Raw genomic sequence first — 13,910 nt, 5'->3', positions numbered from 1 at the left:
GAGCCCAGGTGCAGCTGCGTCCCGGCACGGCTGTGGTTGCAGGGCTCGGGGTCAGCGACCGCCGGCAGATCCTCCGCGAGCAGGTGCGCCAGTCGCGGGTGAGCACGGCGAACACGCACGGCGCTGAACCTTCAGCTGATGAGGAACCGGTCGACTCAGGAAGCCGGCAGGCCGACGGCGGGGGTGTCGAAGGATCCCGGGCGGCGCCGGGCCGCCCATCGCGTCACCGGTACGGTCGCCAGCCCGGCCGCCGCGATCAGGACGCCGAGGACGAGCCAGCCCGTCGCTCCGTACCCGAGGATCAGCCCGGTCAGGGCGGCCGGCCCGAGGACGCGGGCCAGCGGGATGCCGCTGCTGTACATGCCCTGGTAGAGACCGTGCCGGCCGGCCGGGGCCAGATCGAAGCTGAGCTCCCAGCTCCCGGCCGCCTGCAGCATCTCGGCGAGCACCTGCAGCAGCGCGGCCGTGACCAGCGCCAGGCAGGTCAGCCATGGGGAGCCGGTGCCGGCCGTGGTGGCGAAGAGCGCGCACGCGGCGAGCATGACCAGCCCGGCGGTACGGATGGTGCGCGCGGCCGATGACACGTCGGTGACCCGGTGGGCCACCCGCGTCTGGAACAGCATCACGCTGACCGTGTTGATGGTCAGCACCACCGCGGCCAGCCAGGTCGGCGCCTTGGTGGCCTCCGCGATCCACAGCGGAATGACGAGACTCAGCAGCGGCATGTAGAGCAGCATCACGGCGTTCAGCAGGGTCAGTACCGCGTACGGCCGATCACGCAGGACGGTCAGCGCCCGCTCGGTGCCGGCCGCCCGCGCCGGCGCCGATCCCGTCGGGAGCCGGTGCAGCAGCAGCGCGGCCACGCCGAAGGCCACCGCGTCGAGCGCCAGCACCGCCACGTAGGCCGAACGGGTGTCGACCGCGAGGGCGAGCGCGCCGACCACCGAGCCGAGGGCCAGGCCGCCGTTGGTCCGCGACTGCAGCCGCGCCCGGACCCGGGTGCGCTGGGCGGGCTCGACAAGCCGGGCCAGCAGCGCCTGCCGCGCGGCGATCAGCCCGGACTGGCAGACGCCGTACGCGCAGATCGCCGCCAGGTAGGCCGGGTAACTGCGGGCGGCCGGCAGCACCGCCACTGCCGCCGCCGTGCCCGCCGCGAGGACGACCGCGGCGCGCCGCGGGCCGATCCGGTCGGCCAGGTGGCCCAGCGGCATGCTGGCCAGGAAACCGGCGGCCCAGGCCAGCGACATGCCGAGCCCCAAGCGGGTCGCGGAGAGCCCGACGACGTGCGTGAAGTACAGGGCGAACGTGACGTAGAAGGCGCCGTCCCCGATCGAGTTGACCAGGTGTGCGCGCCCCAGCGTGGTGGTGACTCGGGCGGTGGCGGGATTCGTCCCGGCCCGGACAGTGTCGGCGCTCAATTCTCCCGCCTTCGGTACAGAGGGTATGTCGGATTCATCCTTCGGTCGACGACCAACGGGACAAGTGCCAATGCGCACCGTTCCGATCGGGCACCGGTGGCCCGACCTGACGGGGCTGCGCGAGCAACACGGCGATGATGATCACCACGGTGCCGACCAACTGGAGCATCGACAGCGTCTGATCCTTGAACACATACCCGAGGAAGGTGGCGACGATCGGGCTGCCCAGGGCAAGGAAGGAGACCGCCAGGGCCGGCAGCCGCTCGATCCCCCGGAACCACAACAGATAGCTCAGCACGGCGCCGAGGGTGACCAGGTAGGTGAACCCGATGAGGTTGGTGCCGGTGAGGGAGCCGGGGAGCCCCTCGAGGACCAGCGTGAACGGCAACGACACGAGGCCGCCGGCGGCGAGCTGCCAGCCTGTGAAGCTGAGGAGTCCCACGCCGTCCGGGCGGCCCCAGAACTTGGTCAGGGTGATGCCGACGGCCATGCAGGTGGCGGCGGCCAGTGCGGCCACCACGCCAACGGCGTCCAGGGCTGCCGATCCGCGGAACACCAGGAGGACGACACCGGCCGCGCCAAGGAGGCAGGCCAGCACGTGGGTGAACCGGATCCTGTCACCGATCAGCAGCGTCGCCAGCATCAGGACGATCATCGGCTGTACCGCCATGACCATCGCTGCCACACCACCCGGAAGGCGGTAGGCCGCCATGAACAACAGGAAGTTGAAGGCACCGATGTTCAGCGTGCCGAGCACCACCGCGCGCCATTGCCAGCTCCCGGTCGGGAGCACGCGGGTGAACAGCAGCATGATCAGGCCGGCCGGAAGTGCCCGCACCGTGGTGGCCAGCAGCGGGCGATCCGCCGGCAACAACTCGGTTGTCACCAGATAGGTGCTGCCCCAGATCGCTGGCGCGAGCGCGGTCACCCCCGCGGTCAGCAGTGGTCTGGCAGTCCTCATGCCGCCGCCCTCAGCCGAAGATGGGGTCGCGGGTGCGGGCGCGCTTGAGCTCGAAGAATCCGTCGGCGCCGGCCACGGCGAGGACACCGTCCCAGAGCCGGGCTGCGGCCTCGCCCCTGGGGGCCGGGGAGATCACAGGGCCGAAGAATGCGATGAGGTCACCGCCGGGCCCGGGAACGTGGATGACCGGAGTTCCGACCTCGGCGCCGACGGGGTCCATGCCGGCGTGGTGACTCTCACGCAGGGTCTTGTCGTAGTCCGTCCCGTCCGCCACGTCGGCGAGCTCGGCTGGCAGGCCGGCGTCGGCGAGGGAGGCGAGCAGCATGTCGCGTCCCAGGCCGGCCTTCCGGTGATGTATTCGGGTGGCCATGGCGAGGTACAGGGGCCGCAGCACCTCGGGACCGTGCTGCTGCTCGGCCGCGATGCACACCCGAACCGCGCCCCACCCCTCCACCATGGCCTTGCGGTACTTCTCCGGAACCTCGCGTCCCTGGTTGAGCACCGACAGGCTCATCACGTGAAAACGCAGGTCGATGGAGCGCCTCCGCTCGACCTCCAGCAGCCACTGCGAGGCGATCCACGCCCACGGACAGCGTGGATCGACCCAGATGTCAACGCGGGTTGCGGTGCTGGTCATGACGGATTCGGTCCTCTCGAGTGATCACACAAGCTGCGATCCGGTTCCCTCGCAGTCTCACTCGACAGTGATCCATGAGTCCAACACATCTTTGTCACCCGATTGATTTATGAGGAAGATGGATCCATGGAGCTCCAGCAGATGCGCTACGTCGTCGCGGTTGCCGAGACCAACAGCTTCACCCGGGCTGCGGAACGGTGCCTGGTCGTCCAGTCCGCCCTCAGCCACCAGATCGCCCGCCTGGAACGCGAACTCGGTGCACGTCTCTTTGAGCGCACCAGCCGTCGGGTGCGGCTGACGCCGGCCGGAGCGGCGTTCCTCCCCGCCGCCCGTCAGTGCCTGGACGCCGCCAGTCGCGCGGCAGCCGAGGTCGCTGCCGCCGTTGGGGAGGTTCGCGGACGGCTCGCCGTGGGCCTGATCCCCACCGTCGCCGCGGTCGACATCCCGGCCGCCCTGCGAGTTTTCCGACAGCAGTATCCGGGCGTACGCATCAGCTTGCGGGTGGGTGCAAGCGAAGAACTCGTCGAGCAGGTCAAGCAAGGCGCCATCGAAGTGGCCTTCCTCGGGCTGCCGACCAGCGCGCGACCGCAGGGCGTCCACGCTCAGGAACTCGCCCGAGACCGACTGGTCGCCGTGGTCGCGCCCGACCACCCACTCGCCCAGGAACGGACGGTCAGCCTGCGCCGGCTCTCCACCGAGGTGTTCGTGGACCTGCCGGCCAAGACCGCCGGACGGGCGCAGTCGGACCAGGCATTCTCCGCCGCCGGTCTGACCCGCGACGTCGCCTTCGAGGTGACCAGCGCCTACCTCATGACCCAGTTGGTCGCGCAGGGCCTCGGCATCGCGATGCTTGCGTCCGCCTACGTGCCGCAGCTCACCGGCGTGACCACCATCGAGGTCACCGACGCGCCAACCCGCATCGAGTACGTCATCTGGAGCTGGGCCAGCCGCACGCCGGCGGCCAGTGCCTTCCTCACCCTCCTCGACATCCCCCCACCTTCGAGGAGTTGAGCCAGGCAGCTCCGTAGCGGTCAGCCGGCGTGCGCCACCAGCCGCCCGGCCGTACCGTGACCGACGGGCCGGGACGCCCCGCCGTTACCGCAGGCCCGCTCCACCGGCGCCTGCATCGCACTTCGAGCACCACGCCGGCCGCGGGCATGGCCCCTGGCGGTGGCAGCCGGAGGCCACTCCGACGTCTCGCCAGGGTGTTCAGGTCAACCCGTTCCTGATCGCCTCGGGGGCGAAGTTGTCGATGAGGGCAGACGAAGACGTGCCGCCCGGTCGGTGCACCGGGCGGCACGTCCGTGGGTGGGTCAGCTCAGGGGTTCGATCCAGATGTTGCGGTAACGCGGGTTCTCTCCCGGGTCACCGTGGTCCTGCAGGCGGATCGGCCCGGCGGTCGGCCCTTCCGGCGCACCGGCGCCGGTCGGGCCGTCGATCTCCACGTCGTTGTGGACGGTGGTGCCGTTCCACACGACCGTGACGCGCGCGTTCGCGGTCTTGTTGCCGGCGCCGTCGAAACGGGCCGCCCGGAAGGTGATGTCGTAGGTCTGCCAGGTTTCCGGCGCCGTGGCGGCGTTGCTGTCCGGAGCGCGCTTGTCGTAGATCGCGCCGGCCTCGTCGTCGGAGAGCGTGGTGTCGCCGTACGAGTCGAGGACCTGGATCTCGTACCGGTCCTGGAGGTACACCCCGCTGTTGCCGCGGGCCTGACCGGTCACGTTTGCCGGGTACGTCGGCTGCCACCATTCGATGTGCAGCTTGAAGTCGCCGAAGGAGTCCTTGGTGCGGATGTCCCCGCCCAGGGACTCCATGGAACCGTTGGCGACCGGCCAGGTGGCGGCGCTGTCGTCGGTCTTCTCCCAGGCCCCGAGTCCGGAGCCGTCGAAGAGGGTGACCCGGTTGGTCGCGGTGACCGTGAGCTGGTCGAGGTTGACGTTGCCGCTGTCGCCGCTGTCGTACTTGTAGGCGATGGTGTTGGCCCCGGCGTTGAGGGTCACCGACTCGGTGTGGTCGGCCCAGGTCTCCCAGTCGCCCGTGCTGGCCAGGTTGACCTGCCGGACCTTGCTGCCGTTGACGTAGAGGCTCAGCGACTTGGTGCCGGAGAACGGGTTCGGACCGTTGGAGTAGCGCAGCTTCACGTCGTGCGCGCCCGCCGCGGCGGCGGTGACGTTGAACGTCGTGGTCGCCCCGGAGTTCCAGTAGCCGTCGACGAAGCCGGTGCCCGAGTAACCCGAGTGGTCGGTGTTGACCGACGCGCCGCCGGCGAGCGTCGCCGCCTCCGCCTGGTAGGTGCTGCCTCCCGGGTTCTGCGAGCCGACCAGCGTGTTCAGGGTGTACCAGGCCTCGGTGCTCCACAGCGACTCACCGCTGTTCGAGGTGAACGGCCGCGGCGAGCGCAGGTGCACCACCCGGCCGGCCTCGAGGCCGTCGATGGTCAGGGTGACCTTCTTGCTGTCGGCGGAGAGGCTCGCCGAGGTGACCGTCAGCGTCTCCTCGTCGAGCTTCGGACCGCCGTAGCCCGCGGTCGGCTCGTACCGCCACTGCTTGACCTTGTAGCGCGAGGCCAGGTTCGTCGCGGTGTCGGCGGAGACCGGTTGGGTGTACTCCACCTCGAAGCCGTTCGGCTTGGCCCGCATCGCCAGGATGTCGAAGTGGTTCTCGCCGTTGGGCGTCAGCTTCTGCAGGCCGTAGCTGAGCTTGCCCTCCTGGCCCCAGTTGCCGCCCGCGCCCAGACCACCGGCGTAGATGGCGCCGTCCGGGCCCTGGCTGATCCGCGTGACACCGGCCTCCAGGCCCTGGGTGAGGCGGAAGACCGCGCCCTGGTACTCGCCGCCGACCTTCTCCAGGTAGGCGCGCTGGATGCCGCCGTAGGTCACGTCGCCGAAGAGCATCTGCCCGGCGAAGGTGCCCTCGGTCAGCTGCAGCGGGGTGCTCGGCGAGTTGGCGATCTCGTTCTGCGGCAGCCAGAGCACCGGCGGGGTCACCGGGTTGGCGTCGAACGGGCCGTCGGGGTTGGTGTAGTGGTTGAAGAAGCGGCCCTGCTTGACGTGGACCAGCTTCGACGACGGCAGCCAGCCGCCCTGGTTGTCGGTGACGAAGATGCCGCCCTCGGGGCCCCAGCCGATGCCGTTGGGCGTACGCAGGCCGCCGGCGACGTAGGAGACCGCGCCGGTGTTCTTGTTGACCTTGATGGTGGTGCCGCGGTTCTCGGCGGGCTGCGGGTCGGTGGTCGCGCCGCCGTAGTTGATCGACACCGACAGGTTCAGGTAGAAGAACCCGTCCTGGTAGAGCAGACCGAAGGCGAACTCGTGGAAGTTGCCGCCGAACGGCCAGGTCGCGACGGTCTCGTAGTCGTCGGTGACGCCGTCGCCGGTGGTGTCGACCAGGCGGGTGAGCCGATGCTTCTCCGACACGTACATGGTGCCGTCGACGATCTTGATGCCCATCGGCTCCTTGAGGCCGCTGGCGACCTTCTTCGTGGTGACCTGGCTCGGGCCGGTGTCGCCGGTGACCTCGTCGAGGATCCAGACCTCACCGGAGGTGTTGTCGGTGCCACCCCACGTGGTGATGGCCAACCGACCGTCGGAGAACCAGTCCATCGCGCTGACCTGCGGCTGGAACCCGTCGGGACGAAGGTTCGTCAGCTGGTAGTTCGGGTGCACCCCGGTCAGCGGCAGGCCGTCACCGGGCGAGTCCGTGACACCCTCGCACTCCTTCTTGCCCGGCGCGGTCACCCGGACCACCCCGGCGTCCGTGCTGAGCACCGAGTTCGGCACCAGGGCGAACGACGACGAGCCCGGGGTGCGCCACTCCAGCCGGACCTGCTGGCCACCGTCGCGCTCGAAGTGGTCGATGCGCAGTGAGTGGTAACCCGCGCTGAGGTTGACGGTCCCGTCCTTGGGCGTCGCGGGGTGCAGTCCGTCGTGGTTGACGACCACCGAGTCGTCGATCAGCAGCCGGGAGCCGTCGTCGCTGATCAGACGGAACGTGTAGTCGCCCGCCGAGGGGATGTTGACGTTGCCGAGCACCTGGGCCACGAACCTGTCCTCGAAGCCGAAGTCGGCGGAAGAGGTCCAGTTGATCTCCGACATCAGCTTGTCGACGTTCGGAGTCTGGCCTGGCTTGAGGGTGCAGATCTCGCTGAGGTTGGTCTGCACGTCGAAGACGCGCAGCGTGACGCCGGGCTCCTGCTCGGGCGGGTCCGCGGCTGCGGGGGTCGCCCAGAGGGTCCCGGCGAACAGGAGGGCCGTCAGGGCGTACGCGCCCCGGCGTCGGCGGTGCCGTGTGTCCATGCGTTCTCTCCAGGGGTGGGAGTACGGCCGCCCCCTGCCGTGCCACCGGCGAGCGACCGCCATCCACGCGGTCCCGTCGGGGGACGGTGCCGATCCCGTCCCACGACACGGATGGATGGTGCCGGAAACGGTAGACACATTTCGATACTTGGTCGAGAGCTTCGCGTAACATCTCGACAACTTTCGCTCCATCAAGCAAAAGTTGCGTCCGGTTCAGGGAAAGTCCTTGACAGACGGTAGCCGCCTCAGACACCGGCGGCGCCCCGGCCGCCGACGGTGCTCCGCTCCCCTCACGACGCATGACCACCTGGGACGACGTATGCCGCATCGCCCCGAGACCAGCGACCACCCCGCACACCGGGGGCCGTCCGCAGCGCGGGTGCGGAGCATCGCGGGTGGCCTGCGCCCTTGAGTCCCTTGGCTCGCCGGTGGGCGTCCTGGTCGGTCCTACTCGGGATCATGGCGGGCGACCGGCGACGAGGCGGTGCACGCGGGTGGCGGCCGGGACCGCGATGAACTGCGGGTCGCCCTGGCGACGACAACTCTTCACACTGCTGGGTGCGCAGACGCCGCTGGCCGGCACCCCGGGGTGGGGGTGCCGGCCAGCGGGTGGTTCGTGTGCGTCAGTTCCAGTGCTTGGCGACGAGGTCGGCGGCCTGCTGCTCCCACTGTGCGTAGTGGAAGGGGTAGGCCGAGACCTGCACGGTCTGGGCGGCCTCGGTCAGCGGCATGTCCTGCCACCCGTCGACCTGCTTCAGACCCTTCAGGAAGGCGAGGGTCGAGTACTCCGGGTCGGTGATCTGCTCGACCGTGCCCCAACCCGAGCTCGGGCGCTGCTGGAACAGGCCCTGCGAGTCGTGGTCGTTGCGCTCACCCAGGTGACCCAGGTTCTCCAACTTCGACTCCTGCAGCGCCGTCGCGATCGCCACGACGGCGGCGCGCTCGTCCATGTCGGCCTTCTTCGTCGCCGCGATGATCGCCTTGACATTCCTGGTCTGCTCGGCGCCGAGGTCGATGCGCGACTGCTTGCCCTGCACACCGTGCGGGATCAGCTTGCTCTTGTCGGCCTTGTCGGCCTGCACCACGGCGACAGCCTTCGCCTCCACGGTCGGGGCGGCGTGAGCCTCGGTCACCGGGCCGGCGAAGATGCCACCGGCGAAGGCCAGACCCGCGATGCTCAGCATGCTCTTACGCAGAATGTTCGTGTTCATCAGAGAAGCTCCATCCGGGGGTTGGCGACGCGTCCCAATGGGGGTCGGAACACGGCGCAAGCACCACGATCAGGCGCTCAAAAGATCAGAGGAAAAAAAAGAAAGTCCTCGACCGGCGGGCCAGCAAGCCGGGGGCTCGCGGCGCCGGGACTGTGTGTAACGACCGGCGGCCGGCTGTCATTCCGCCGACGGGGCGGAGGCTGCTCGGTCGTGAGACCGGGCCGGGGGATGTAACGACCACCGGCCTGCCGTCATTCCGCCAAGGGAGGCGGGGCTGCTCGTGCGATCCAGGGTGTGTAACGACCGGGGGCCCGGGGTCATTCCGCCGAGGGCCGGACCATTGGCCGGCAGCGGAAGTCACTGCTGCGGTCGTACGTAGGTATAACGGCCCGCGCACGGCCACGATTCCGGGGCCAGGGGTGCGACGGGTCACGGGACGCTGACGCCTCTGCGTGCGAAACCGGACACGGGGTACATCCGTACCGAATCCGAGACGCGGACATCGGACGCATGGCGGTCGGGGCGTACCCCGGGGTGTCAGGACGGTGGCTGCACGCGGGCCTGGACCTTCGCCGCACAGGACGACACCACGGTCCGGGCGTCGTAGCCAAGGCTCTCGATGGCGACCAGGGCCGTGAGGACGACGTCGGCCAACTCGGCGGCCACCTCGTCGCGGGTGTGGGTGACGCCCTTGCGCGGGTTCTGGCCGAGGAGCCCGATCCAGGCGCCGGCCACCTCCCCCGCCTCCTCGGTGAGCTTCAGGATGCGGCAGGTCAGCTCGGCCCGGTCGGTGCCGTTGGCGGCGTCGAGCCACCCACGTGAGGCGCGGACCGCGTCCCAGATCAAGTCGTCCATCCGAGCAGTGAACCGGACGGGGGTGACGATCCGTACTCGGGGACGGTCGGCGGTGACGCCGGCCCGGTGACGGCGACGAGGCCGCCTCCGGAGGCGGAAGGACGTGTCGGTGATGTCGGAGACCGTCGAGTCGGTGTTCGCCAGTGTGGTCAGCCGGAACCCGGGCGAACCGGAGTTCCACCAGGCGGTACGGGAGGTGCTGGAGAGCATCGGGCCGGCGCTGGCCCGGCACCCCGAGTACGCCCGGGCGCGGATCATCGAGCGGATCTGCGAGCCGGAGCGGCAGATCATCTTCCGGGTGCCGTGGGAGGACGACCACGGCCGGGTCCGGGTCAACCGCGGCTTCCGGGTGGAGTTCAACAGCGCGCTCGGCCCGTTCAAGGGTGGCCTGCGCTTCCACCCCTCGGTCTACCTCGGGATCGTGAAGTTCCTCGGCTTCGAGCAGATCTTCAAGAACGCGCTGACCGGACTGCCGATCGGCGGCGGCAAGGGCGGCTCGGACTTCGACCCGAAGGGCCGCTCCGACCGCGAGGTGATGCGGTTCTGCCAGAGCTTCATGACCGAGCTGTACCGCCACATCGGCGAGCAGACCGACGTGCCGGCCGGGGACATCGGCGTCGGCGGCCGGGAGATCGGCTACCTGTTCGGTCAGTACAAGCGGATCACCAACCGGTACGAGTCGGGGGTGCTCACCGGCAAGGGCCTGTCGTACGGGGGCGCGCAGGCGCGCACCGAGGCGACCGGGTACGGGGCGGTCTTCTTCGCCGAGGACATGCTCCGGCAGACCGGTGACAGCCTGGACGGCAAGCGGGTGGTGGTCTCCGGCTCGGGCAACGTGGCGACCTACGCCATCGAGAAGGTCCACCAGCTCGGCGGCACGGTGGTGGCCTGCTCCGACTCCGACGGCTACGTGCTGGACGAGAAGGGCATCGACCTGGAACTGCTGCGGGAGCTGAAGGAGGAGCGCCGCGCCCGGCTCGACGACTACGTACGACACGTGCCGCACGCGGTGGCGGTTTCCGGTCGTACCGTCTGGGAGGTCCCCTGCGACCTGGCGTTGCCGTGCGCCACGCAGAACGAGATCGGCGGCGCGGAGGCCGCGTCGCTGGTGGCCGGCGGCTGCGTCGCGGTGGTCGAGGGGGCGAACATGCCGACCACGCCGGAGGCGGTGCGCATCCTCGGCCGGGCCGGGGTGCGGTTCGCTCCGGGCAAGGCGGCCAACGCCGGCGGGGTGGCGGTGAGCGCGCTGGAGATGCAGCAGAACGCCAGCCGGGACTCGTGGACCTTCGCCCATTCGGAGCAGCGGCTGCGGGAGACGATGCGGGACATCCACGCCCGCTGCTGGGCCACCGCCGAGGAGTACGGCCTGCCGGGCGACTACGTGGCCGGGGCGAACATCAACGGCTTCCGGCGGGTCGCCGAGGCGATGCTGGCGCACGGGCTGGTCTGAGCCCGACCGGACGGCCGACCCGGGGTGACTGACTGACCGTCCGGCCAGCAAGGCATTGACATCGTTCGACCGGTCGGCCTAGCTTCAGGACGCTACCGGCCGGTAGGCACCGTCCCGCCTGGCCGCCCCGATGGGCGGCACCGTCCCCGGGGGAGCATCGATGCTGTCCTCACCCACCCGTCTCGTACGCCGCCTGCTCGCCGCCGGCGCGGTCCTGACCCTGACCGTCGGGCTCACCGGCGCGGCACCCGCCGTCGCCGCCGGCGGCGACGGCTCCCAGCCGCTGCCCGGCTACACCATCAGCAATCCGCCGCTGGCGCCGCTGGTCGTCGACGGCGCCCCCACCACCGTCCGGCAGGGGGTGCACCGGCACGCCGGCTACATCATCGAGATCCCGCCGAAGTGGAACGGCGAGCTGGTCATGTGGGCGCACGGCTACCGCGGCCAGACCACCGTGCTCTCGCCGGAGGCGCCGGGCTTCGGCCTACGGCAACGCCTGCTGGGGCAGGGGTACGCCTGGGCCGCGTCGTCGTACACCACCAACGGCTTCGACATCCGCTCCGGGGTGGTGAGCACCCGGGAGCTGGCCGACTTCTTCGCCGCCACGGTGATGCGTCCACAGCGGACGTACCTGAGCGGGGTGTCGATGGGCGGCTACATCATCGGCCGCTCACTGGAGCAGTACCCGGGTCGCTACGACGGCGGGCTGCCGATGTGCGGGGTCATGGGCGATCACCAGCTGCTCGACTTCTTCCTCGACTACAACCTGGTCGCCCAGGCGCTCGCCGGGGTGCGGGCCTACCCGACGCCGCCGGACTACCTGAGCAACGCGGTGCCGAGGATCCAGGGCGCCCTCGGTCTCGCCGGGCTCACCCCCACCGGCCCGGACACCACCAACGAGCGCGGCAAGCAGCTGCGGGACATCACCATCAACCGCTCGGGTGGCCCGCGACCCGGCGCGGCGGCCTCGTTCGCGATCTGGAAGGACTTCCTCTTCGCGATCAGCACCACCAGCGGGGGTGACTCCCCCGCCCAGCGTCCCGGTCAGCTCGCCACCAACCTGCTCACCCGCTACCGCCCGAACAGCCCGGTGAACGTCAACGCCGAGGTGCAGCGGGTCGCACCGGAGAACCTCTGGCAGCGCCTCTCCCCCACCCTGACCGAAGTGCCGCGCATCGCCGGCCGACCCACCGCACCCGTGCTCAGCCTGCACAACCTCGGTGACCTGTTCGTGCCGTTCTCGATGGAGCAGGCGTACGCGCGGGACGTCGCGTGGCACGGCCGCAGCCGGCTGGTCGTCCAGCGGGCCGTCCGGGCCGCCCAGCACTGCGAGTTCAGCCCGGCGGAGGCCGGCGCCGCCTGGGACGACCTGGTCTCCTGGGTACGCACCGGGAGCCGCCCGGCCGGCGACCGGGTGACCGATCCGAAGGCGGTGGCGGCGCCCGACTTCGGCTGCCGGTTCAGCGACCGCTCCGCGTACGCGGCGGGCGCGGGCACCCGCCGGCTCTACGCCGAATGCCCCTGACCTGACCGGAACACGCCGCTGGCCGGCACCCCTTGTGGGGTGTCGGCCAGCGGTCGGTTCGTGTGCGTCAGTTCCAGTGCTTGGCGACGAGGTCGGCGGCCTGCTGCTCCCACTGTGCGTAGTGGAAGGGGTAGGCCGAAACCTGCACGGTCTGGGCGGCCTCGGTCAGCGGCATGTCCTGCCAACCATCAACCTGCTTCAGACCCTTCAGGAACGCCAGGGTCGAGTACTCCGGGTCGGTGATCTGCTCCACCGTGCCCCAACCGCTGGAGGGACGCTGCTGGAACAGGCCCTGCGAGTCGTGGTCGTTGCGCTCACCCAGGTGACCCAGGTTCTCCAACTTCGACTCCTGCAGCGCCGTCGCGATCGCCACGACGGCGGCGCGCTCGTCCATGTCGGCCTTCTTCGTCGCCGCGATGATCGCCTTGACATTCCTGGTCTGCTCGGCGCCGAGGTCGATGCGCGACTGCTTGCCCTGCACACCGTGCGGGATCAGCTTGCTCTTGTCCACGCCCGGCTTGTCGGCCTGCACCGCGGCGGCGATGGTCGTGGCGTTCGGGGTGGTGGTGGGCTCGCCGTGGTTCAGCGGGCCGGCGGCCAGGCCACCGGCGATCGCCAGACCCGCGATACCCAGCATGCTCTTACGCAGAATGTTCGTGTTCATCAGAGAAGCTCCATTCGGGGGTCGACGACGCGTCCCAATGGGGGTTGGGGACACGCGTGAGCACCACGACAGGCGCTCGAAAGATCAAAGGGGAAAGTCTTCAACCGGCGGGCTTCACCAGCTCGGCACCGGGACTGTGTGTAACGACCGGCGGCCGGCCATCATTCCGCCGAAGGGGCGGAGGCTCTCGCTCGTGAGACCGGGCCGCGGGATGTAACGACCACCGGCCTGCCGTCATTCCGCCAAGGGGCGGGGCTGCTCGTGCGATCGTCCAAGGGATGTAACGACCGGGGGCCCGGGCGAATTCCGCGGGGCGGGGCCACCGGGCCGGCAGCGGGACTCGCTGCTGCGGTCGTACAGGTGATGCAATGCCCGCGGTCATTCCGCCGGGGGCGAGCCACGCGCCGGCAGCCCAAATCACCGCTGCAGCGCGTCGTACAGGAGTTGTAACGACCTCGGCGCCGCCACGATTCCAGCTCTGGGGTGCCGCCCGCCACCGCACATCACCCCGCATGGGAACAGCGGACAATCGACGCCCGGAAACCGACAATCCACCCGAACACCTCAGCCGAGCACGGTCGCCACGCCTCAGGCGCCACCGGTAGGCAGGGTCGGCACATGACCCGGGGGCACGGCTGCGCGTAGCCCGGCGCATCCCCCACATGGCCGACACCACCGCCCCGCCGTGCGGACCAGGCCGGCGGGGGACGGCCGGCCCCCGGACGGGGCGCCGCGCCCGAGCGTCGTGAAGAGTTGTTGCCGCTGGGGCGACAACAACTCTTCACACTCCCACCCCGCGACCCGATCGTGGGGTGACCATGAAGTTGGCGGCGGTGTCGATCTCCGTTGCTGGCGTCAACTTCATGATCACTGAGGCGGGGCGCGGGCGGGTGATAT

At 70.1% G+C, this 13,910-nt stretch carries 10 protein-coding genes; 3 read left to right on the top strand and 7 right to left on the bottom strand.

Features of this window, described 5'->3' with window-relative positions:
* Window positions 1-155 precede the first annotated feature (155 nt).
* The 3 genes from AC5L3Z_RS17035 to AC5L3Z_RS17025 are packed head-to-tail and all read right to left on the bottom strand — an operon-like array spanning window position 156 to window position 3,016.
* The gene (locus AC5L3Z_RS17035) at window positions 156-1,418 is read right to left on the bottom strand and encodes an MFS transporter (RefSeq protein ID WP_494843134.1); all 1,263 of its coding nucleotides are present in this window, start codon (window positions 1,416-1,418) and stop codon (window positions 156-158) included.
* 34 nt (window positions 1,419-1,452) lie between these two features.
* On the bottom strand, window positions 1,453-2,379 hold the full coding sequence (locus AC5L3Z_RS17030; RefSeq protein WP_494843132.1) for an EamA family transporter: 927 nt from the start codon (window positions 2,377-2,379) through the stop codon (window positions 1,453-1,455).
* Window positions 2,380-2,389: 10 nt separating this feature from the next.
* A complete protein-coding gene (locus tag AC5L3Z_RS17025; protein ID WP_494843130.1) occupies window positions 2,390-3,016 on the bottom strand; it encodes a mycothiol-dependent nitroreductase Rv2466c family protein in 627 nt (208 codons plus the stop codon).
* A 126-nt stretch (window positions 3,017-3,142) separates the two neighbouring features.
* On the opposite strand from AC5L3Z_RS17025, the gene AC5L3Z_RS17020 reads away from it, so the two are divergent.
* Window positions 3,143-4,027, top strand: coding sequence for a LysR family transcriptional regulator (locus AC5L3Z_RS17020; RefSeq protein WP_494843128.1), 885 nt, complete (start codon window positions 3,143-3,145; stop codon window positions 4,025-4,027).
* A gap of 302 nt (window positions 4,028-4,329) precedes the next feature.
* On the opposite strand, the gene AC5L3Z_RS17015 is transcribed toward AC5L3Z_RS17020, so the two are convergent.
* The 3 genes from AC5L3Z_RS17015 to AC5L3Z_RS17005 form a co-directional block, all read right to left on the bottom strand.
* Window positions 4,330-7,308: a 3-keto-alpha-glucoside-1,2-lyase-like domain-containing protein gene (locus AC5L3Z_RS17015; protein ID WP_494843126.1), complete on the bottom strand. Its 2,979-nt coding sequence runs from the start codon at window positions 7,306-7,308 to the stop codon at window positions 4,330-4,332.
* A gap of 623 nt (window positions 7,309-7,931) precedes the next feature.
* Window positions 7,932-8,519 carry a hypothetical protein gene (locus AC5L3Z_RS17010; RefSeq protein ID WP_494843124.1) on the bottom strand — a complete coding sequence of 196 codons (588 nt, stop codon included), beginning with the start codon at window positions 8,517-8,519 and terminating at the stop codon, window positions 7,932-7,934.
* A 537-nt stretch (window positions 8,520-9,056) separates the two neighbouring features.
* On the bottom strand, window positions 9,057-9,374 hold the full coding sequence (locus AC5L3Z_RS17005) for a MazG-like family protein (RefSeq protein ID WP_494843122.1): 318 nt from the start codon (window positions 9,372-9,374) through the stop codon (window positions 9,057-9,059).
* Between the two features lie 112 nt (window positions 9,375-9,486).
* Between AC5L3Z_RS17005 and gdhA the strand changes: the two genes are divergently transcribed.
* On the top strand, window positions 9,487-10,824 hold the full coding sequence (gdhA, locus tag AC5L3Z_RS17000; protein WP_494843120.1) for an NADP-specific glutamate dehydrogenase: 1,338 nt from the start codon (window positions 9,487-9,489) through the stop codon (window positions 10,822-10,824).
* Window positions 10,825-10,984: 160 nt separating this feature from the next.
* Window positions 10,985-12,349 (top strand): alpha/beta hydrolase, encoded by a 1,365-nt coding sequence (locus tag AC5L3Z_RS16995; RefSeq protein WP_494843118.1) that lies wholly within the window; start codon window positions 10,985-10,987, stop codon window positions 12,347-12,349.
* A 67-nt stretch (window positions 12,350-12,416) separates the two neighbouring features.
* Here AC5L3Z_RS16995 and AC5L3Z_RS16990 read toward each other — a convergent pair whose 3' ends face one another.
* Window positions 12,417-13,013, bottom strand: coding sequence for a hypothetical protein (locus AC5L3Z_RS16990; RefSeq protein WP_494843116.1), 597 nt, complete (start codon window positions 13,011-13,013; stop codon window positions 12,417-12,419).
* Window positions 13,014-13,910: the final 897 nt, after the last annotated feature.

Source organism: Micromonospora sp. LZ37 (genome assembly GCF_059359015.1).
This window is presented reverse-complemented; position numbering and strand designations above follow the sequence as displayed.

What these genes read in the sequence shown, in the direction of transcription:
- AC5L3Z_RS16995 (WP_494843118.1), top strand. Translation starts at nt 10,985, where the DNA reads ATGCTGTCCTCACCCACCCGTCTCGTACGCCGCCTGCTCGCCGCCGGC.
- AC5L3Z_RS17005 (WP_494843122.1), bottom strand. Translation starts at nt 9,374, where the DNA reads ATGGACGACTTGATCTGGGACGCGGTCCGCGCCTCACGTGGGTGGCTC.
- AC5L3Z_RS17025 (WP_494843130.1), bottom strand. Translation starts at nt 3,016, where the DNA reads ATGACCAGCACCGCAACCCGCGTTGACATCTGGGTCGATCCACGCTGT.
- gdhA (WP_494843120.1), top strand. Translation starts at nt 9,487, where the DNA reads ATGTCGGAGACCGTCGAGTCGGTGTTCGCCAGTGTGGTCAGCCGGAAC.
- AC5L3Z_RS17015 (WP_494843126.1), bottom strand. Translation starts at nt 7,308, where the DNA reads ATGGACACACGGCACCGCCGACGCCGGGGCGCGTACGCCCTGACGGCC.
- AC5L3Z_RS17010 (WP_494843124.1), bottom strand. Translation starts at nt 8,519, where the DNA reads ATGAACACGAACATTCTGCGTAAGAGCATGCTGAGCATCGCGGGTCTG.
- AC5L3Z_RS17030 (WP_494843132.1), bottom strand. Translation starts at nt 2,379, where the DNA reads ATGAGGACTGCCAGACCACTGCTGACCGCGGGGGTGACCGCGCTCGCG.
- AC5L3Z_RS17020 (WP_494843128.1), top strand. Translation starts at nt 3,143, where the DNA reads ATGGAGCTCCAGCAGATGCGCTACGTCGTCGCGGTTGCCGAGACCAAC.
- AC5L3Z_RS16990 (WP_494843116.1), bottom strand. Translation starts at nt 13,013, where the DNA reads ATGAACACGAACATTCTGCGTAAGAGCATGCTGGGTATCGCGGGTCTG.